15 protein-coding genes and 1 tRNA gene are annotated in these 18,475 nt (G+C 58.4%); 11 read left to right on the top strand and 5 right to left on the bottom strand.

The window, feature by feature from the left end:
* The first annotated feature begins 2 nt into the window (after positions 1 to 2).
* Positions 3 to 79 (top strand) — tRNA-Asp (locus H043_RS0120235).
* Between the two features lie 200 nt (positions 80 to 279).
* Here H043_RS0120235 and H043_RS0120230 read toward each other — a convergent pair.
* Together H043_RS0120230 and H043_RS0120225 are read right to left on the bottom strand one after the other, a co-directional pair.
* Positions 280 to 1,413 (bottom strand): catalase family protein, encoded by a 1,134-nt coding sequence (locus tag H043_RS0120230; RefSeq protein WP_177325648.1) that lies wholly within the window; start codon positions 1,411 to 1,413, stop codon positions 280 to 282.
* 26 nt (positions 1,414 to 1,439) lie between these two features.
* Positions 1,440 to 3,248: a di-heme-cytochrome C peroxidase gene (locus H043_RS0120225; protein WP_027613368.1), complete on the bottom strand. Its 1,809-nt coding sequence runs from the start codon at positions 3,246 to 3,248 to the stop codon at positions 1,440 to 1,442.
* A gap of 270 nt (positions 3,249 to 3,518) precedes the next feature.
* Here H043_RS0120225 and H043_RS0120220 point away from each other — a divergent pair, with 270 nt between their 5' ends.
* The 9 genes from H043_RS0120220 (at position 3,519) to H043_RS0120185 (ending at position 12,429) form a co-directional block, all read left to right on the top strand.
* Complete coding sequence (locus H043_RS0120220; protein WP_007966725.1) at positions 3,519 to 4,235, top strand: FKBP-type peptidyl-prolyl cis-trans isomerase; 717 nt, start codon at positions 3,519 to 3,521, stop codon at positions 4,233 to 4,235.
* A 294-nt stretch (positions 4,236 to 4,529) separates the two neighbouring features.
* On the top strand, positions 4,530 to 4,985 hold the full coding sequence (locus tag H043_RS0120215) for a YkvA family protein (protein WP_027613367.1): 456 nt from the start codon (positions 4,530 to 4,532) through the stop codon (positions 4,983 to 4,985).
* 112 nt (positions 4,986 to 5,097) lie between these two features.
* Entirely contained in the window at positions 5,098 to 5,439 is a 342-nt protein-coding gene (locus H043_RS0120210) for a helix-turn-helix domain-containing protein (RefSeq protein ID WP_027613366.1), read from the top strand.
* On the top strand, positions 5,436 to 5,807 hold the full coding sequence (locus tag H043_RS0120205) for a hypothetical protein (RefSeq protein WP_003223109.1): 372 nt from the start codon (positions 5,436 to 5,438) through the stop codon (positions 5,805 to 5,807). The genes H043_RS0120210 and H043_RS0120205 overlap by 4 nt, the downstream gene beginning before the upstream one ends.
* Positions 5,808 to 6,206 (top strand): SEL1-like repeat protein, encoded by a 399-nt coding sequence (locus H043_RS0120200; RefSeq protein ID WP_027613365.1) that lies wholly within the window; start codon positions 5,808 to 5,810, stop codon positions 6,204 to 6,206.
* 246 nt (positions 6,207 to 6,452) lie between these two features.
* Positions 6,453 to 11,171: an RHS repeat-associated core domain-containing protein gene (locus H043_RS31020; protein WP_049827916.1), complete on the top strand. Its 4,719-nt coding sequence runs from the start codon at positions 6,453 to 6,455 to the stop codon at positions 11,169 to 11,171.
* Entirely contained in the window at positions 11,168 to 11,560 is a 393-nt protein-coding gene (locus H043_RS29885; protein WP_081730257.1) for a hypothetical protein, read from the top strand. The genes H043_RS31020 and H043_RS29885 overlap by 4 nt, the downstream gene beginning before the upstream one ends.
* A gap of 282 nt (positions 11,561 to 11,842) precedes the next feature.
* Positions 11,843 to 12,013 (top strand): hypothetical protein, encoded by a 171-nt coding sequence (locus H043_RS0120190; RefSeq protein WP_238547078.1) that lies wholly within the window; start codon positions 11,843 to 11,845, stop codon positions 12,011 to 12,013.
* Positions 12,013 to 12,429 (top strand): hypothetical protein, encoded by a 417-nt coding sequence (locus H043_RS0120185; protein ID WP_027613364.1) that lies wholly within the window; start codon positions 12,013 to 12,015, stop codon positions 12,427 to 12,429. The genes H043_RS0120190 and H043_RS0120185 overlap by 1 nt, the downstream gene beginning before the upstream one ends.
* A gap of 87 nt (positions 12,430 to 12,516) precedes the next feature.
* On the opposite strand, the gene H043_RS0120180 is transcribed toward H043_RS0120185, so the two are convergent.
* Both H043_RS0120180 and H043_RS0120175 read right to left on the bottom strand, forming a co-directional pair.
* Positions 12,517 to 14,307: a bifunctional diguanylate cyclase/phosphodiesterase gene (locus tag H043_RS0120180; protein ID WP_027613363.1), complete on the bottom strand. Its 1,791-nt coding sequence runs from the start codon at positions 14,305 to 14,307 to the stop codon at positions 12,517 to 12,519.
* Between the two features lie 133 nt (positions 14,308 to 14,440).
* Positions 14,441 to 16,525, bottom strand: a complete 2,085-nt coding sequence (locus H043_RS0120175; protein WP_167734107.1) for a carboxy terminal-processing peptidase — start codon at positions 16,523 to 16,525, stop codon at positions 14,441 to 14,443.
* Between the two features lie 138 nt (positions 16,526 to 16,663).
* Between H043_RS0120175 and H043_RS0120170 the strand changes: the two genes are divergently transcribed.
* Complete coding sequence (locus H043_RS0120170; protein WP_027613361.1) at positions 16,664 to 17,626, top strand: zinc-binding dehydrogenase; 963 nt, start codon at positions 16,664 to 16,666, stop codon at positions 17,624 to 17,626.
* A gap of 176 nt (positions 17,627 to 17,802) precedes the next feature.
* Here the strand turns inward: H043_RS0120170 and H043_RS0120165 are convergent, their stop codons facing one another.
* A complete protein-coding gene (locus H043_RS0120165) occupies positions 17,803 to 18,456 on the bottom strand; it encodes an HAD family phosphatase (RefSeq protein WP_027613360.1) in 654 nt (217 codons plus the stop codon).
* Positions 18,457 to 18,475: the final 19 nt, after the last annotated feature.

Below are 18,475 nucleotides of genomic sequence, written 5' to 3'. Positions count from 1 at the left end.
GCGCAGCGGTAGTTCAGTCGGTTAGAATACCGGCCTGTCACGCCGGGGGTCGCGGGTTCGAGTCCCGTCCGCTGCGCCATATTCGGTCACCTGGACCCACTGAACGCCAGGTCACCACAGAAAGCCCGCCAAGTGCGGGCTTTTTGCTGTCTGTGATTTGTGAAATCACTCGATCTCCTCTGTAGGAGCTGCGGCACGCTGCGATCTTTTGATCTTGCTTTTAGAGATCAAAAGATCGCAGCCTCGTTTCACTCGACAGCTCCTACAGAGGAATTCTCACTATTCGGCATTGCGGCTATGCCGATAATCGCTCACCGCCTCATACACCGCTTTGCGCAAGCGGTTGATCCCGCCAATCGGTCGGTGCGCTTCGATACCAAACCACGGATTGAACGACAGGTTGTCGCACGCCAGACTCAATGCCGGCGTGTCAAAGTCCTGCGCAGGCAGGGTGATTCGCGCCACACTTTCGAACGGTGAATCCTGCTCGCGCCACTCGATGCTGGTGTCCTCGATCGGCATGTACTTGTTCGCGTCCTGGCGCTGAATCTGCAGCACAAAACACGCTGGCACCCGATCCGTCGACAGTTGCTGGTTCAAGGCGCTGCGCAGGAAATTCGGCAGGTCGTGGTTTTGCGGGGGCAGGGCATACGCCGGGCAATTGTCCGGATCCGGCGCGACTCGAAACTTCGCATTGGCCTCCCCGAATTTGTAGGGCGATACCGAAAAGTACGTGGTCGCCGTCGGGCTGTCTGGTGGCGGCGCCAGGGTCGCCAAGGCGATGAACAGGTGGCGGATCTGCCAGTTGCGCGGATCCCAGCCAGGAAAGAACGCCATGATCTTTTTGCCGTCAGCCTGAGCCGCCACATTCTGACGATACTCGGCGACATCGCTGACAAAGAAGTTCGGGTGGCTGAACATCACGAAGTCTTGCTCGTGGCGCTGCTGACGGTCGCCGAGCAATGGTTTGCCGGGCACATCGAGCAGTTTGATTGCCATGCCCCGGGCATCGCGGATGCTGTCGAACTGCGGGTAGGCGTTGCCATTGGACAGGCGAATCATCGCCTGCCAGGTTTTGCCCGGTTCGCTGAACACCCCTTGGCGCAGCGCTGGTGCCAGTTCCGGCAACACCGTCACTTCGGCTTTCACGCAACCATGGGCCTTGGCATGCGCGTCGCGCAGATAACGCGTGCTTTCGCGATGTTGATCGACGATGCGTACGGCGGTCTGGATCACATCCTGGGTCATCGCCGCTTCACCAGCGGGAATCTGTTCCTGCGCCGATACCGGGCCTCTGTGTTGCCAGACGAACCATGCGCTCGCGATGGCCCAGCCCAGCAGGCCGATAATCAGCAATGTCAGCAGGGTTTTGCCTAGCAGGCGCCCCAGCCATAACCAGACGCGGGCGAACATCGACGGTCTTTTGTACGGGTTGATCATCATGGCAATTGCGCCTCCAACGGTCCGCCCAGTACTTTCAGGTACTCCAGCAAGGCCCAGCGTTCTTCTGGTTGCAGCAGTCGGCCGATGACCCCATTGCCACGCTCGCCGGCGCGGAATTCATGACCGCTGTTGTGGTTGCCGGAAATTCGCGTGTCGAACAGGAAACCATTGGTAAAGGCTTCGGTGCGATAGCCCAGATGACGCGGGTCGTATTCGAACGAACCTTTATAAAACGTTGTGGCACGCTCATCCTGCGGTGACAGCAGTTGATAAAGGCTCGGTACTGAACCGTTGTGCAGAAACGGCGCGGTGGCCCAGATACCGGCCAACGGCCTGGCCTTGTAGGCGACCTTTTCGCGCACGCCGATCGGCAGACCGAAGCCATCAAGTTTTGGCTTTTCCTGAGGGGTGACACCAGCCTCGCGATAAGCGCGGTTTTCGACGAATGCGGTGACGTAAGCCAGGCCCTTGGCCACCGATAGCTGGCTCAGATCCAATGGCTCTTTGGGCGTTGGATGCAGCTTCACATCCATCTGCTCAAGCTCCTTCAGATCCCATTGCAGCGGCGTCAGGTCGAAACGGTGGTTGGCAATGTTGGTCGCCGCATTCGGATCGGTGCCGATCACCTCCACCGGCAGCATGTGCAAATGCTGCACCCAACGCTCGCCCTCCTGGGTCTTGCGCGGCACGTGGCAACCGGCGCAGTTCTCCTCAAACAGAGCGCGGCCCTCGGCGGCCAGCGGTTTGTCGATGGCGCCCAGAACATCCTCCGGCCAGGCCGGCGGTTGCAGGCGTTGCAGGGTTTCTTCGATTTGGTGCAGATCGCGCACGCGCACACTCGAGGCATAACGCGCATCGCCCTGCAGCGGCTGGCCGTTGTTGTCGAAGAAATTCAGCGTGGCGCCGACCCCCAATGCCTCACCGATATTGCGCGCCATCGGTTGCTGCGCCGAGCCGTTCCACTGCACCCAGTCGAACGTCCACATGTCCCACAGTTGCGGGTAGTCCACCGGTGCATTGGCCACGCGGTAGTTGGTGGGGGAGATCGCGTCGCCGAAGGTGGCGTTGGCGATACGGCCGAATGCGTCGGTGCGGCCCGGGCCTTCTTCGGTAGGGTAGAGGCCGCGATGCGTGTCGTTCCAGGCGACTTTGAGGAAGGTGTTCAGCGATTGCTTGAAGTCTTTGCGCAGTTGTTCGCGGCGCGCCTCGTAATCATCGCCCAGAACATTTCTGGCGAAACGTTCGAATTTCCATGGGTTGTAGTAAGTCGAGGCCAGACTCGCGACCAAGGCTTGTCCGAAACTGCCACCGCGCAATGTAGGAACGCTGGAAGGCAAGACATGCTGCGCCGAACCACCGTCAATTCGCACGGCCTGGCCTTTGAAGCGCAATTCACCAGTGTGGCAAGCAGCGCAGGTGATATCGAGATATTGCTCGCTGCCACCGGGATTCGCGTGGCGGGCAAAGCCGACCGGCAGATTGCCGGGGTTTTTCGACGTGGCTTTCTGCTGTGGATCAACCAGAAAACCGAAGCGTGCGAGGTATTCCGGGGACGCGAAACGCTGCTGCGAGAAGGGCAGTTCCAGCGCCTCGAACCATTCATAGCGCAGGCCTTTGACCTGTGTGCCTTGCGGCGTGAAGTAGTAGGTCTGGCGTTCCTCCTCGCTCCACTGCTGCAGGTAATGCACCTGTTGGGCCGGGATATAGAATGGAAGTTTCGGGTTGGCGACGAAGTACAGAATCACTGCCAGAGCCAGGCCCAGCAGCACAATGATCAGTGCCAGCACACGGTATAAGAGGCGCAAGATAAACATCCTTGTCGAGTTGTTGCCTTGTTATGCCTCAGCTGTTGCAGGTGCGGCAAGTGGCCATTACGCCAACTGTCGTAGGAAGTCTCATCAGCCCTTGTCAGCTTCAGATGACAGAAGCTTCATCGTCCCTTGGCCCGAATGCGTTTTAATCCCTGAACTTATCGGACATTTCCTGCTCTCATGCCGGTAGCCATTGGTCGTGGCGGCCTGATAAGCTCGCGGCTTTACTCGATTGCCCTTTCGGCGCATGAACAAGGAAATAGCATGAAACAGCATCGGTTGGCGGCGGCGGTAGCCCTGGTTAGCCTGGTCCTCGCGGGTTGTGATTCGCAGACCAGCGTAGAGCTGAAAACCCCGGCGCAAAAAGCTTCCTACGGTATCGGCCTGAACATGGGCAAGAGCCTTGCTCAGGAAGGCATGGATGATCTGGACTCCAAAGCGGTAGCCCAGGGCATCGAAGATGCCGTCGGCAAGAAAGAACAGAAGCTGAAAGACGAAGAACTGGTCGAAGCCTTTGCCGCGCTGCAAAAGCGTGCTGAAGAGCGTATGGCCAAGATGAGCGAAGAGTCGGCAGCCGCTGGCAAGAAATTCCTCGAAGAAAACGGCAAGAAGCCTGGTGTCACCACCACCGCTTCCGGTCTGCAGTACGAAGTGGTCAAGAAAGCCGACGGCCCACAGCCTAAGCCTACCGACGTCGTGACTGTTCACTACACCGGCAAGCTGACCAACGGCACCGTGTTCGACAGCTCTGTTGAACGTGGCAGCCCGATTGATCTGCCGGTCAGCGGCGTGATCCCGGGTTGGGTTGAAGGTCTGCAACTGATGCACGTTGGCGAGAAGTACAAACTGTACATTCCTAGCGATCTGGCTTACGGCGCGCAATCGCCAAGCCCGGCAATCCCGGCCAACTCGGTTCTGGTCTTCGACCTGGAACTGCTGGCCATCAAGGATCCTGCCAAAGAAGACGCCGCCGCCAAGTAATCGGCTGTAGCTTCGAAGACAACGCCTCGCATATGCGGGGCGTTGTTGCATCTGGACGATGCTGGCGGTAAACAGAGCGAACGGATGGCGCTTACAGCAGTCCTAGAGATTGAGGCTGCCAGCGCTAGACGCCCTGAGCCGCCAAGTCAATGAAATATTGGGGTTTTTTATGTGAGTAAAAAACGCCCGATCTGAGCGCGGCCCTTATAAAACGGGGCTTTCAGCGCTGAAATGCAGCTCTGTTCACAAGGTTATCCACAATTTGTGTGGATAACATTTCAACGGGAGAAATAGATGAAAGCGCCGTGGAATTTCGCCCGATTTCTGCCCCTCGCCGGTCGATTGCTGGCGCGTGGGCGTCTGCCGACCCTGTTGTTCGCGGTGGCGAGCAAAGGAGCGGCGCAAGGCAATCGCCTTGGCAAACTCAAGGAAGATCTGCGTTTGCTCCAGGCACTGTGTCTTGCATACTGGCGTGGCGAATACCGAGCCATCAGCCCGAAAGCCATCGTCTCGGTGGTGGCGGGCCTGATGTACTTCCTCAGCCCGGTGGATGCGATTCCGGATTTCATCCCGGTGTTCGGTATGCTCGATGACATCGCTGTGCTGGCCTGGCTGATGAAAACCCTCGACGATGAGCTCAATGCTTTTCGGCTCTGGCGCAACCGGCAGCAGCCGGAAAAACTCGCGGTGGTCGAGCGCCTGCCTGATACCCCCGAGCAACTTCAGCTTCAGGGCCCGAAAAAGCCCTGATTCACCCCGCCTGCAGACAGATAGATACCCCCCGCGACCTTGGCCGCTGTTAGGATTACACTTCTAGGGAAAAGTGCCGACTCGCTAAGTGTTGTTGTCCTACGGGGTAGTCATGGATATTCAGATAATTGCACGCGATGGCGAACCCGAATATGCGGTTCTGCCATGGGTTCAGTATCAGGCTCTACTGAAAGCAGCAGGCATCAACGAAACACCGCAGCAGCAGGCGCCAGCGCCGGCCGCCGCAACGCCGGACCCGATTCTTCCAGGTCTGGATCAACTACGCAGTTTGCGCGAAGGGAAGGGCATCGCCATCGAGGCGTTGGCCCGCACGGTAGGCATCAGCCCGTCTTATCTGGCCATGATCGAAAGCGGCGAGCGTCAACCTGACGCCGCGATTCGTCGCAGCCTGGCCTGGGAACTGACGGTGCCGGGTTGGAGGGATGAATCGTGAGCGTACGCATCAGTCGTCAACATTGGGACGGATTGCTCGGGGAGCTGGATCAGGCGCGCAGGCAGCGCCATCTGTTGACTTATCGAGCCTTGCTCGAACGTTTGCAACTGCCGACGCCGGCGATGCAGACGCTGACCGCGGCACTTGAGCATCTGGCCGCACTCGACGCCAAGGCTGAACAGCCATTGCGCAGTTCGCTGGTGATCAGCCAGGGTGCCAGCCGTTTGCCACGTACCGGTTTTTTTGAATGCGTCGAGCGTCTTGGACGCTTTTCCGGGCCGTCCGATGGCGTTGCGGCTGCCTCCTGGCATGCGTCGGAAGTGGTCAGGGTGTTCGAATACGAGTACCCGGAATCGGCGGAGGCCTGAGTGTTCTTACGACTCAAGGCGTCGGCCAGTTACTGGTTGGCCCGTAGGCTGTTTCACTGGTCGTGGTTTGTTCGCCAGCCCAGAGGCTGGCGCTGGCTCGAGGGGCAGTTTGCGCGCATGGCCAATCTTGGCGATGTCGGCGCGCAAAGCTTTTATGGGCACATTCTGACGTTTCGCGGGGTTGGCCTGGGTGCCCGCGAAGAGGGTGTGCGGCTGTTGCGCCTGGCGGCGCTTGCCGGTGATGGCAAAGCGGCCTATCAGGTCGGCGTGATCAGCTTGGCCGGTACGCCCAGCAAAGCGCCGGATCCGACCGAAGCGGCACGCTGGTGGACGTTGGCCGCCAAGGCCGGTCACCCGTTGGCCGAGCTCAAACTCAAAGAATTAAGCGCTCGGGATTAAACCCGGTAAATCATTTTGTTTCGCTCGATAAACGTGGCGTGAGGGAAACCTCACGCCACGTTTGCGTTTATCGCTATACGTTTTGTAGTAATCAGCCTTTTGCAGATTAGTCCTACAGCAAACACCTACTCGCCTGACTTCTTTCCTGATTGATCCCCCGCAAAGTCCCCGCGCCTAATTTTTGCGCGAGGGAACGCTCATGTTTGACCCGGTTTTTCATTCCACCCCGCATCGTCGCGTGCGCTGATGGAAGCCGTCAGCCGTATCGAGCAGGAACTCGACAGCTTCCCCGACACCCTCAGCCTCTATCGCCAGCAGCTTGAACATTGGTTCAGCAGAGCGGCCGATCAGGTCAGCCATGCGGCGGATTTGCCGTCGCTGATGGGCATGGAGCGGGTTATCCGCTTCGGTGATCGCGTCACCGCCGTCAGCACGGGCGACAGTGAGTTTGCCTCCGGCGTCGTGCAGTGCCCGAAAAGCGGGGTGCTGGCGATCGAGAGCAAATTCGAGTCGGTGTACGACATTCCGCTGGGCGACATCGTGGTGGATGTGGTGGCGGTGGGTGATGGCCAAACTTTCCCCGTCGCACTTGATGCGCAAGGCCGGGGAACATTCGCCGGTACGCCAGGCAAGTTCTATCGCGTGCAGGTGCACAGCGACGTTACCCCGGAGCAGATCGAGGCGCTGTTCCAGTCCTACAACGGCTTGACCGGCGAGCTGGATGGCTGGTTGCGCAGCGAGTGGCAGGGGTTCAAGCCGCAGTGGTCGCAGTCGGTGGCGACGGCGGCGGGCAACGGCATGCTCGCCGGGAGCTGGGCGGCGATCGAGGGGGTATGGGACAGCATCGGCATGCTGTCGGAGATTCTCAAGGATCCAGGCGCATTTGCCGAGCGGCTGGGAAGCGGCGCGGCTGATCTGATTCATCTCGCAGAATCAGCTCCGGATGTCATGCAAAAGCTGCAGTTGCTGGTCAGTGATGAGGCGGCGCTGTGTTTGCTGCTGCGCAGTGCGAGTCTCTGGCTGGAGATGCTGCCGCCCAGCCAGATCGCCGGCAAAACCGCTGAAACGGCGTCGATGATGATCGTGCAGGTGCTGATCGATGTGCTGATCGGCGTTGTGTTGACATTCGTCGGGGCTGGCGCCGGGATCGCTTATCTGACGCTACGCCTGGCGGATCGCGCCGCCCATTTGCTCTCGGTTGTGAAACGCCTGGTCAAGGCGATGTTCGGCATCGTCAACACGTTCATCCATTACGTCGACCAGTACAAAACTGTCGCCGCGCGGGGTATCGCCGCCGGGGTGAAAAAGGGCCGCATGCAATTGCGCTGGGATGCGAAGCGCAATGCCGCCCTGAAGAAAAACGAGCACCACGATAACGCTCCCGATCAAGCGAAAAACCCCAACGGCGACAGCGCCGATTGCGCCCCGTTGACCTGCACCAACGGCTGTCCGGTGTCGATGGTTACCGGCGAGGAATTGCTGACCCTGACCGACGGCACGCTCGATGGCCTGCTGCCGTTCGAGTTCACCCGGTTGTACCGCACCAGCGCGGTGGAGGTTGATGTCGGGCTGGGGTTTGGCTGGAGCCATTCGCTGGCGCATCGGCTGGAGTTCGATGGCGAGGCGGTGATCTGGGTCGATCACGAGAACCGCCGCACGCGGTTTCCCTTGCCCAGTGTGGAGCGCCCGGCGATTCACAACAGCTTGTCGCGGGCAGCGATTTTTCTCGGTGATGAGCCAGAGGAACTGATCCTCGCGCTGGCCGGGGATGCGGCGCGGTTTTATCACTTTCGTGCCGGGCGGCTGGTGGCGTTCAGTGATGCGTATGGCAATCGTCTGACGGTGCATCGCGATTTTTCCGAGCGTGTGCAGCGCCTGGATAACGGGGCCGGGCGGTCGCTGCTTTTGCGCTATGACCGGGCGCATCTGGTCGCGGTTGATTACCAGGTGCTTGAGGCTGATGGCTGGCGCACCGAGCAAACGCTGGTCAGTTATTGCTACGACGCGCGTCAGCGGTTGTTGGCCGCGACCAATGCGGTCGGTGACAGCGAGCGTTACGACTACGACGATCAGCACGTCATCCTGCAGCGGCAACTGACCGGCGGCGCGAGCTTTTTCTGGGAGTGGGAGCGCTCGGGCAAGGCGGCGCGCTGCGTGCGCCATTGGGCGTCGTTCGCGCAGATGGACACGCGTTACGTCTGGGCCGATGACGGCAGCGTCGCGGTGCACTACGTCGATGGCAGCGAAGAAACCTACGTCCACGATGACAGCGCACGGCTGGTGCGCAAGGTCGAGGCCGATGGCGGTGAGCACCTCAAGGCTTATGACGATCAGGGCCGGCTGATCGCCGAGCAGGATCCGCTGGGCGCGGTCACCGAATACCGCTACGACGACGTTGGACGGCTGATCGCGCTGCTTCCGCCGGACGATGAGCCAACGTCCTACGAGTACCGCAACGGTTTCCTGCACAGCCGTTCTCGCGGCGAGGTGGTGTGGACGTTCCGACGCAACACCGAGGGCGATGTCACCGAGGCGGTCGATCCCGACGGTCAGGTCACCCATTACTACTACGACACGCGCGGGCAGTTGCTGTCGATCCGCTATCCGGACAGCAGCCGGCACAAGTTGTCGTGGAACGACCTCGGGCAACTGATCGAGGAAACCCTGCCCGACGGTGGTGTGCGGCGCTTTTCCTACGATGCGCTGGGGCGACGGACGACCACTTGCGACGAGCACGCCGCGATCACCCGCCAGCAGTGGGATGCGGTTGGCCGACTAATTCAGACGACCTTTCCTACAGGCGCCACTCGCGCCTACAGCTATGGCGCTTACGGCCAAGTCACTGCCGAACGCGACGAACTCGGGCGCATCACCCGCTACGAGTATGACGACGACCTGCATCTGGTCTCGCGCAAGATCAATCCCGACGGCACGCGGGTGCAGTACCGCTACGACCATGCGCAGTTGTTGCTCACGGAAATCGAGAACGAATCCGGGGAAAAGTACCGGCTGGACTACACGCCAACCGGATTGATCCGACAGGAAACCGGCGTCGATGGTCGGCGCACCGCTTACGCCTACGACCGCAACGGGCACCTGCTGGAAAAGACCGAGTTCGGCGATGACGGCTCGACGCTGGTCACTGCCTACGCGCGTGATGCGGCCGGGCGTCTGCTGCTCAAGACCCTGCCCGACGGGGTTCAGGTGGCTTACACCTACGACCGCTTGGGCCGTTTGACCAGGGTCGATGACGGCCAGCAACATCCGCTGGCCTTTGAATACGACCGGCAGGACCGGCTGATCACCGAGCATCAGGGCTGGGGCACCTTGCGTTATGCCTACGACGCCTGCGGCCAGCTCAAGCGCCAGCGTCTGCCGGACAACAGCAAGCTCGATTACCACTACGCCAAGGGCGGTGCGCTGACGGCGATCGACCTCAATGGCACGCGGCTGACCAGCCATCAGTTTGAATGCGGTCGTGAGCAACAACGCCAGCAAGGCCTGCTGCTCAGCGATTATGCCTACGACGATCAGGGCCGTTTACTCGCCCACGCTGTAGGCCATCAGCACGACTCGCTGTATCGCCGGGATTATGCCTACAGCGCCAACGGCAACCTCGAGCACATCGCCGACAGCCGCCATGGCCAGCGCACCTACGGCTACGACGCCCTCGACCGCTTGATCCGCGTGCGCCACTCGCGCGACGAACTACCCGAATCCTTCGCCCACGATCCCGCCGGCAACCTGCTGATGCAAGATCGCCCCGGCCCGACCCGGATCAAGGGCAACCGCCTGCTGATGCAGGGCGACCGGCATTACGACTACGACGCCTTCGGCAACCTGATCCGCGAACGCCGTGGCCGTGACCAGCAACTCGTCACCGAATACCGCTACGACTGCCAGCACCGCCTGATCGGCCTGACCCGCGCCGATGGCCAAACCGCGTCCTACCAGTACGACGCCTTCGGCCGGCGCATCCGCAAAACCGTCGACGGCCAGACCACCGAGTTCTTCTGGCAAGGCGACCACCTCGTCGCCGAAAGCAGCAAAACCCACCACCGCAGCTACGTCTACGAACCCGGCACCTTCCGCCCCCTGGCGCTGCTCGACGGCAAAGGCCCGAAAAAGGCTTGCCCGTTCTACTACCAACTCGACCACCTCGGCACCCCGCAGGAACTCACCGACTACAGCGGCGAAATCGTCTGGTCGGCGCAATACGACGCCTACGGCAAGGTATCGGCGATCACCCTCGCGGGCGAGGACTACCTGGACCAGCCGCTGCGCTTTCAGGGGCAGTATTTCGATGCGGAAAGCGGGCTGCATTACAACCGGCATCGGTATTACGACCCGAGGTTGGGCAGGTATCTGACGCCGGATCCGGTGAAGTTGGCTGGAGGACTAAACCAATACCAGTACGTGCCGAATCCGACGGGTTGGGTGGATCCGTTGGGGTTGAATGATTGCCCGGGAGGAGCGGGGTGCAACAAACCGTCTTTTGAATCAAACGATCCGACTAAAAAGATACTTGGAGGGGAAGCTATTTCCTCTCCTCCCGCAGCGAAAACTAAAAATACGTATTTGTACCGTGGAGATACGAAGGATCCTTCGGAAGTTTTTGAGCACGGTTTTAAAAGTAAAGGAGATAGCAATGATCTATTTCTTCACTCAATCGATAGCGACTTTCCTCCTAGTAACTTTATTAGCACATCTCTTTCGAGAGATATGGGAAAAGCATTCGCTACAAGCTACTTCACAAGGCCAGGGTTTCTTTACACACTTAAAATGATTCCAGGTCGCGATCTTAAAAAAGAGCTAGGAGCAGCCTATAATTTTAGTAAAGAACAGGAAATTGCAATCCCAGGTAGGATAAGGAGGGAGGATGTTCTCGGTGCTACATTAATTATTGATGATGGTAAGGAGTTTGGCTATTCCATTCCAAATCCGCATAGGAAAATAGACAAATGAAATCAGTGTTTGTAGCTACAATTAAAATTTCAGATGGTAATGACAGGCAAGAGATTGACCTGGTTTGTAATCGTGAGGAAATATCAATAGCATTCATTTGTGAAAGTGGGTGTAAGCGGATCTACTTTGGGTGTGATTTTTATAAATGTTTTGCTTTGTTGAGGAAAGATAATCCAGAGTTAACGTTTTTTTGCAAGGGGGCGAAAATAAATGTTCATCCGTCAAGCATGTCTTCTCAAATGTCTCTTGGACTGAAAGCATACGAACTAGTGGTTGGTAAAGAAGCCTCTTTAGATGATCTTGTATATATATTTGATTATGAAGATCAGGATTTAACAAGCGATCCAGATGAGCAACGATTTTTTTATATGAATTGGATTAGTTCTTAAAGCGATTCATCGCCTCTAATCTTTGTGGGGCTTGATTTTTTCGAGATCGGTTTTCTAATGGTTGATGTCAAAGGTAGAAAATTTTATAGAGTTTTGATTCTTAATTTGAAAGATTTGTTTTTTGCTGTTTTTCGATAATGAGTTGAGTTAGGGAACAGGTGGAAGATGTTCAGAGGTGTTTATAGTTCGCGGTTTTTAACCCATCGAGCGCAGTTGAATGCTTTAAATGAAGCGATGACAAGAGAGGCACGGAAGATGTCGCGATTCACGGGAGAAGACAGCATGGGTAATTTGGTTGTGAGAATGGCTGCCGAAGATGTGGGGGAAGGGTACGAACCTAACCCATCAGATCCATCAGAACCCCGCTACATTCAAAAAATGAATGGGTTTGAAATGAAATTTGACTTTGAAACATTGCAACCTTTCGCTCTATATCCGGTGGAGCACGTTTGATGTTGATGCATCCCTATCTTGATGTTCCATACAGCCCTAAGTTGAAGCACTTTCTTGGTGGGTTTGATATATACGATCGCGAAGAGACGCTGGGCGCAGAGTTGGCAGAGTACGATCCTGAGTGTCCTTCAGATAGAGCGGAATTAATTTATAAATTTATTGTGAGAAGATTTTCGGGTTTGACTCATCGGCACAAATTTGTCTTGTTTTTTGTATTGGGTGAGGCTCTGGATGGCGAAGCGAGTAAGCTCTCTGAGGTTTTTAAACATGATCCTTTTTCTCATTCATTGCTTCCACTTGGCTGGAATGAAATAAAAGATCCCAGGAGTTTTTTTGAGCATGTGTACTCTATTCTCTCCGAAGTTTGGATTGATGAGTTGTATCTCGCCAGTCAGGAAGACTGCTCCACGTGGTAGCCGGCATTAGAAGCGGAATCTTGAGTGATGCTACTGATCCCTTCGCGAGCAAGCCCGCTCCCACAGGGGATGATGTTGTTTGGAGAGTCAGCGTTGGCCAATCAGTTGCGGCAGTTGAAGGTCGGCAGCAGCAAGGCTATCAATCACATGCACGCTATACCCCGGAACATTCTTCGCATGATGTTTCGCCTGCGAAGCCATCTCCGCCAGTTGACTCGCATCCAGTTCTGCGCAGGCCTCGGGTTGCAGGTGGACTACGCCGATCGATAACGATAGAAGTGGAAACTCCTGCCGCACACCCTGGCGATTCGGCGCGATGAAGCAGCCGGCCTCAAGATGCTCAGGGCGATAGAAGCGGCGGCATTGGCTCTGGAAGTCGTCGAGCAGTTGGTTGAGGCGTTTGCGCCAGTCTTCCGGGCCGAGCACCAGCAGGAAGTCGTCGCCGCCGATGTGGCCGACGAAGTCGCGGGACGGGTCGACGCGTTCGTTCAGACATTGCGCCAGGCACAGCAGGACTTCGTCGCCACGGCCGTAGCCGTAGATGTCGTTGAAGGGTTTGAAGCTGTCGATGTCGACGTAGCAGATGATCGATTCGCGGCCCTGTTGCAGCAGGCGGGTCAGGCATTGCTGGATCGGCACGTTGCCGGGCAGCAGGGTCAACGGGTTGGCGTAGCGCGCCTGCTGGATTTTCAGTTCGGTGATCAGTTTGAGCACGTCGATCACCCGGCCAAGGCCCAGATAACCGCCGTTGAGGGTGATGATGAAATCTTCTTCGATGCGCTGCCGGGCGCGGCTGGTGATCAGGCGGCTGACCTGTTGCAGCGACTGGCTCATTTCCACGGCGAGGAAGTCGTCGTTCATCAGGCGGCTGATCGGTTTGCGTGCGAACAGGTCGGTGGCGAACGGTTTGAGAAGTGCGTCGGACAACGAATGGCGATGGACGATGCCGCACGGCTGGCCCTGTGCGTCGAGCACCGCCAGTGAGTTCAGATTGGCCTGGCGGCGGAAGGCTTCCAGCACCGAAGCGGTGGGTGTGTCGCGATGCACCGCCGGTTGGTCGTTGAGCAGGGCGCTGAGATCGCTGCCTTCGTCGTTCAATGCCACGGCGCTGCTGTCGTGTTTCGGCATCAAGGCCCGGGCATCGCGGGGCGGATGCTCCTGAGGGCGAGCGAGCAGGTAACCCTGCACCAGATCGACGCCCATCTCGGTCAGCACCGCCAGTTCTTCCGGCAACTCGATCCCCTCGGCAATCACCTGCGCCCGCGAAGCCTTGGCGATTTGCAGGATCGAGCCGACGAACTCGCGTTTCAATGCGTCCTGATGGATGCCGTCGATGAAGTGGCGGTCGATTTTCACATAGTCCGGACGCAGCTCCGACCATAGACGCAAGCTCGAATAGCCGGCACCCAAGTCATCCAATGCAATCGAAAAGCCCATCGCCCGATAGTGATGCAGGGCGGTTTGCAGCAACTGGAAATCGTCGATTGGCGTCTGTTCGGTGAGTTCGATCACTACTTGGCTGGGTGGAATACCGAAGTCCTGCAGCAGTTGCAGGGTCCGCCCCGGTTGGTGCGCGGCTTCAAGCAGGGATTCCGGTGAGACGTTGAGGAACAGCTTGCCCGGCAGTTGCTGCTCGTTGAAACGACGGCAGGCAGACTGGCGGCAGGCAATTTCCAGTTCGCTCAGGCGGCCGGCCTGACGCGCCACGGCGAACAGCGCGATTGGCGAATGCAGAGGGCTGTTGGACGGGCCGCGAGTGAGAGCTTCGTAGCCGAGAATACGACGCTCGGAGAGACAGATGATCGGCTGGAACAGGCTGTGCAAACCGCTTTGAGTCAGGATCGAGCTCAAGGCACTCAGCTGTTCGGTCGTGGTCATGGCAATCTCTGGCGATAAAAAAAGGACTGGGAGCGCTCTTGCTTGAAGAGGCGCTCCCAGTCCTTTATTTCACGACAGAATGATGACTGTTTGATGACGCTCCGGGGAGCGTCACCACTAAATTGCCATCATCTTACTTCTTGGCCACCTGATTGCTCAGCTTCAGATAATCCAGCAGCACGCGCCCGGTTTCGCTCAGGTAGGCGTCGTCTTCTGGTTTGACCTTGTCCGGCTCAGCCGCAGCCAGCGCGTCTTCATCTTCTTTCTTCAGCTCTTTGAGCGGTTCTTCGCCTTTGGCTTTGCGACGAATGTTTTCCATGGCCAGTTGCTTGGCATCGATGTCCGCGTGCTGGGCACGGCGGTCGGCTTCGTTGAGGCTGACGGTTTTTTCTTCCATCAGCTTCTGCGCCAGGGCCAGCTTGTCACGGATGAACACGAACTCGGCATCTTTGGCGCTGCGTGCGTCATGCTCGGACTTGAGCTGCGCCAGGTACGGCTTGAACGGATCGGAGGCCGGCTTGATCGCTGCCTTGATGGTGTCCCACGGCATGGCTTCCGGCAGGGCGCTTTCGCCGATTTCCTTGGTGTCGATGATCGACGGGTAGTCGATGTCCGGCAGTACGCCCTGATGCTGCGTGCTCTGCCCGGAAACCCGGTAGAACTTGGCCAGGGTCAGTTTCAGTTCGCCATGGTTCAGCGGCTGAATGGTCTGCACGGTGCCTTTGCCGAAGGTCTGGCCACCGATGATCAATGCGCGATGGTAGTCCTGCATGGCGCCGGCGAAAATCTCCGAAGCCGAGGCGGACAGGCGGTTGACCAGCAGAGCCATCGGGCCTTTGTAGAACGCGCCCGGGTTTTCATCTTCCAGCACATCGACGCGGCCATCGGCGTTACGCACGAGTACGGTTGGGCCTTTGTCGATGAACAGGCTGGTCAGCTCGGTGGCTTCCTGCAGGGAGCCGCCGCCGTTGTTGCGCAGGTCGATGACCACGCCGTCGACTTTCTCTTTCTGCAGTTCGGTCAGCAGTTTCTTGACGTCACGGGTGGTGCTCTTGTAGTCCGGATCACCGGCACGGAACGCCTTGAAGTCGAGGTAGAAGGCCGGGATCTCGATGATGCCGAGCTTGTAGTCCTTGCCGTCCTGTTTCAGGTTCAGCACGGACTTTTTCACCGCCTGGTCTTCAAGCTTCACCGCTTCACGGGTGATCGGCACGATCTTGCTGGTCTGGTCGTTCGGCGCATTGCTGGCCGGAATCACTTCCAGGCGCACCACGGTACCTTTCGGGCCGCGGATCAGCTTGACCACTTCGTCCAGGCGCCAGCCCACCACGTCGACCATCTCTTTGTTGCCTTGGGCAACGCCGATGATCTTGTCGGCCGGTGCGACCTGCTTGGTCTTGTCGGCCGGGCCTGCCGGCACCAGGCGCACGACTTTCACTTGATCGTTGTCGCTCTGCAACACGGCGCCGATGCCCTCGAGGGACAGGCTCATGTTGATGTCGAAGTTCTCCGCGTTATCCGGCGACAGATAGTTGGTATGCGGGTCGTAGGACATGGCGAAGGTGTTGATGTACGCCTGGAAGATGTCTTCCGCGCGAGTCTGGTCCAGGCGCGCCAACTGGTTCTTGTAGCGCTTGGTCAGGGTTTCCTGGATCTGCTTGGAATCCTTGCCGGCGATCTTCTGCCGCAGCACTTCGTCCTTGACGCGTTTGCGCCACAGGTCGTCGAGTTCAGCGGTGGATTTGAGCCAAGGGGCGTCCTTGCGATCGATCAGCAAGGTTTCCTTGGTGGTGAAGTCCATCTTGTCGACGCCCTTGTTCAGCTCCGCAATGGCGAAGTCCAGGCGCGCCTTGACGCGGTCCAGATAGCGCTTGTAGATGGTGAACCCGGCGTTGAGGTCGCCGCTTTTGAGGAAGTCGTCGAACTGGGTCTTCCACTTGTCGAATTCGGCGATGTCGCTGGCCATGAAGTAGCTGCGCGACGGGTCCAGCAGCTTGATGTAGCTGTCGTAGATGATCACCGAGCGCGCATCGTCGAGCGGCGGCTTGCTGTAGTGGTGACGCTTGAGCAACTCGACGACGTTGAGGCTGGCGATCACTTCGTCGCGATCCGGCTGCAACTTGTCCCAGCTGTTGGCTGCGAATGTAGTGCCCGACACCGGCAACAAGCCGATACCGATGAAAAGAGCGAGGGCGGTGCTGGGGAGCAAATGCTTCATGCTGATTCGACGCGGGGACAATTGATAACGCATATTAGGCCGTCTTTGAAGTCGCCGGTTCTACGAGAGCCGGTCGCATAATGCAAAAAGCCCGGCGCTACAGCTTCGGGCTCAGTCCAGACTCACTATGGAGGCACTGTGAAGGCATTGCAAGGCGTTGAAGGTCAAGTGGCATGGCTTGAAGAGCCGAGTCCGGCATGTGATGTAGGACAAGTGCGCATTCGCGTGGCGGCTGCGGGCCTCAATCGCGCCGATTTATTACAGAAAGCCGGGCTTTATCCACCGCCGCCGGGCGCCAGTCAGGTGCTCGGTCTGGAGTGTTCCGGGGTGATCAGCGAAGTCGGCGCCGGCTCGTCCTGGCAGGTCGGCGACCGGGTCTGCGCCTTGCTGGCCGGGGGCGGAATGGCCGAGGAGGTGGTGGTCGATGGACGGCACGTGCTGCCGGTGCCCGAGGGCGTTTCGTTGATCGAGGCCGCGGCATTACCCGAGGTTTATGCAACGGTCTGGCTCAACGTGTTTCAACTGGCGGCGCTGAAACCCGGCGAGAAGGTTCTCCTGCACGCCGGGGCCAGTGGAATTGGTTCAGCCGCCATTCAGCTATGCAAGGCGTTCGGCAATCCCTGTTGGGTCAGCGTCGGGTCGGCTGAGCGATTGGCCTACTGTGAGGCGCTGGGAGCCCAGGGCGGCGTGGTGCGCACCGATGATCTGGAAAGCCTGCGCGACTTCGGGCCGTTTGACGTGATCCTTGATCCGGTCGGCGGCAACTATGCGGCACTGAACCTCAAGCTGACGGCGCTGGACGGACGCTGGGTACTGATCGGCCTGATGGGCGGACGTGAGGCGAAACTGGACCTGGCACAGGTACTGGCCAAGCGCGTGCAGTTGCTCGGTTCGACGTTGCGCAGTCGCGACGATCAGTTCAAGGCCGACCTGTTCAGCGATTTGAGCCAGCATGTGTGGCCGCTGTTTGCCGAAGGGCGGTTGAGTCCGCAATTGGCGAAAACCTTCCCGGTGAAAGACGCCGAAGCGGCGTTTGCCGAGCTGGCGAGTAATACGGTGTCGGGGAAAGTGGTGTTGGTGATTGACGACAGCCTCACCTGAAAACACAAACCCCTGTGGGAGCGGGCTTGCTCGCGAAAGCGGTGAATCAGACACGAATTTATCGACTGACACTCCGCCTTCGCGAGCAAGCCCGCTCCCACATTTGGATCGATGTTTAGCCGGATTTTTCGGCAAGCTCCCTTGCCACAGTCAATAATCCATATCTGGATCTTTGGTTATTTCCAGAGATGGATCGGCCAGCCTGCTTTTTCGGCGTGCTCCAGCAGGACCGGATCCGGATTCACCACATGCGGGAAGTCCACCTTCAGCAACAATGGCAAATCGTTGCGTGAGTCGGAGTAGAAACTCGCGCCTTCCAGGTTCTCTTCCTCGGCATCCAGCCATTCCAGCAGGCGGGTGATCTTGCCTTCGCGGTAGGTCAGCGTGCCGACGGTCTGGCCAGTGTAAACGCCGTGCGCAACGTCCAGTTCTATGCCGAGAATTTCGTCGATGCCCAGGCGCTCGGCGATCGGTTTGACCAGGTGCGTGCCGGAAGCCGAGATCACCAGAATCCGGTCGCCGGCCTTGCGGTGGGCGGCGATGGTTTTGGTCGCGTCGCTGAAGATGATCGGTTCGATGAAGTCTTCCACCCACGGGCCGACCAGGTGTTCGACTTCCTCCGGGGTACGGCCGACCATGGGTTCGAGGCTGAACGCCATGAATTCTTCCATGCGCAATTTGCCATGGCTGTAAGCGTCCATCAGTTCGTTGTTCTTGCGCATGAACGACTCGGGATCGACCCAGCCCAGGCGCCCCATCTGCTCGCTCCAGAGGGTGGCGCAGTCGCCGTGGATCAGGGTTTCGTCCAGATCAAAAATTGCCAGGGCCATCAGTGCAGTTCTCTCTTCA

Source organism: Pseudomonas sp. URIL14HWK12:I6 (assembly GCF_000514195.1).
In the GTDB taxonomy this organism is placed as follows: Bacteria; Pseudomonadota; Gammaproteobacteria; order Pseudomonadales; family Pseudomonadaceae; genus Aquipseudomonas; species Aquipseudomonas putida_A.
The sequence above is the reverse complement of the archived record's forward strand: the minus strand, read 5'-3'. Positions and strand labels throughout refer to the sequence as shown.

What these genes read in the sequence shown, in the direction of transcription:
- H043_RS0120210 (WP_027613366.1), top strand. Translation starts at nt 5,098, where the DNA reads ATGGATATTCAGATAATTGCACGCGATGGCGAACCCGAATATGCGGTT.
- H043_RS0120215 (WP_027613367.1), top strand. Translation starts at nt 4,530, where the DNA reads ATGAAAGCGCCGTGGAATTTCGCCCGATTTCTGCCCCTCGCCGGTCGA.
- H043_RS0120230 (WP_177325648.1), bottom strand. Translation starts at nt 1,413, where the DNA reads ATGTTCGCCCGCGTCTGGTTATGGCTGGGGCGCCTGCTAGGCAAAACC.
- H043_RS29885 (WP_081730257.1), top strand. Translation starts at nt 11,168, where the DNA reads ATGAAATCAGTGTTTGTAGCTACAATTAAAATTTCAGATGGTAATGAC.
- H043_RS0120185 (WP_027613364.1), top strand. Translation starts at nt 12,013, where the DNA reads ATGTTGATGCATCCCTATCTTGATGTTCCATACAGCCCTAAGTTGAAG.
- H043_RS0120165 (WP_027613360.1), bottom strand. Translation starts at nt 18,456, where the DNA reads ATGGCCCTGGCAATTTTTGATCTGGACGAAACCCTGATCCACGGCGAC.
- H043_RS0120190 (WP_238547078.1), top strand. Translation starts at nt 11,843, where the DNA reads ATGGGTAATTTGGTTGTGAGAATGGCTGCCGAAGATGTGGGGGAAGGG.
- H043_RS31020 (WP_049827916.1), top strand. Translation starts at nt 6,453, where the DNA reads ATGGAAGCCGTCAGCCGTATCGAGCAGGAACTCGACAGCTTCCCCGAC.
- H043_RS0120175 (WP_167734107.1), bottom strand. Translation starts at nt 16,525, where the DNA reads ATGAAGCATTTGCTCCCCAGCACCGCCCTCGCTCTTTTCATCGGTATC.
- H043_RS0120220 (WP_007966725.1), top strand. Translation starts at nt 3,519, where the DNA reads ATGAAACAGCATCGGTTGGCGGCGGCGGTAGCCCTGGTTAGCCTGGTC.
- H043_RS0120180 (WP_027613363.1), bottom strand. Translation starts at nt 14,307, where the DNA reads ATGACCACGACCGAACAGCTGAGTGCCTTGAGCTCGATCCTGACTCAA.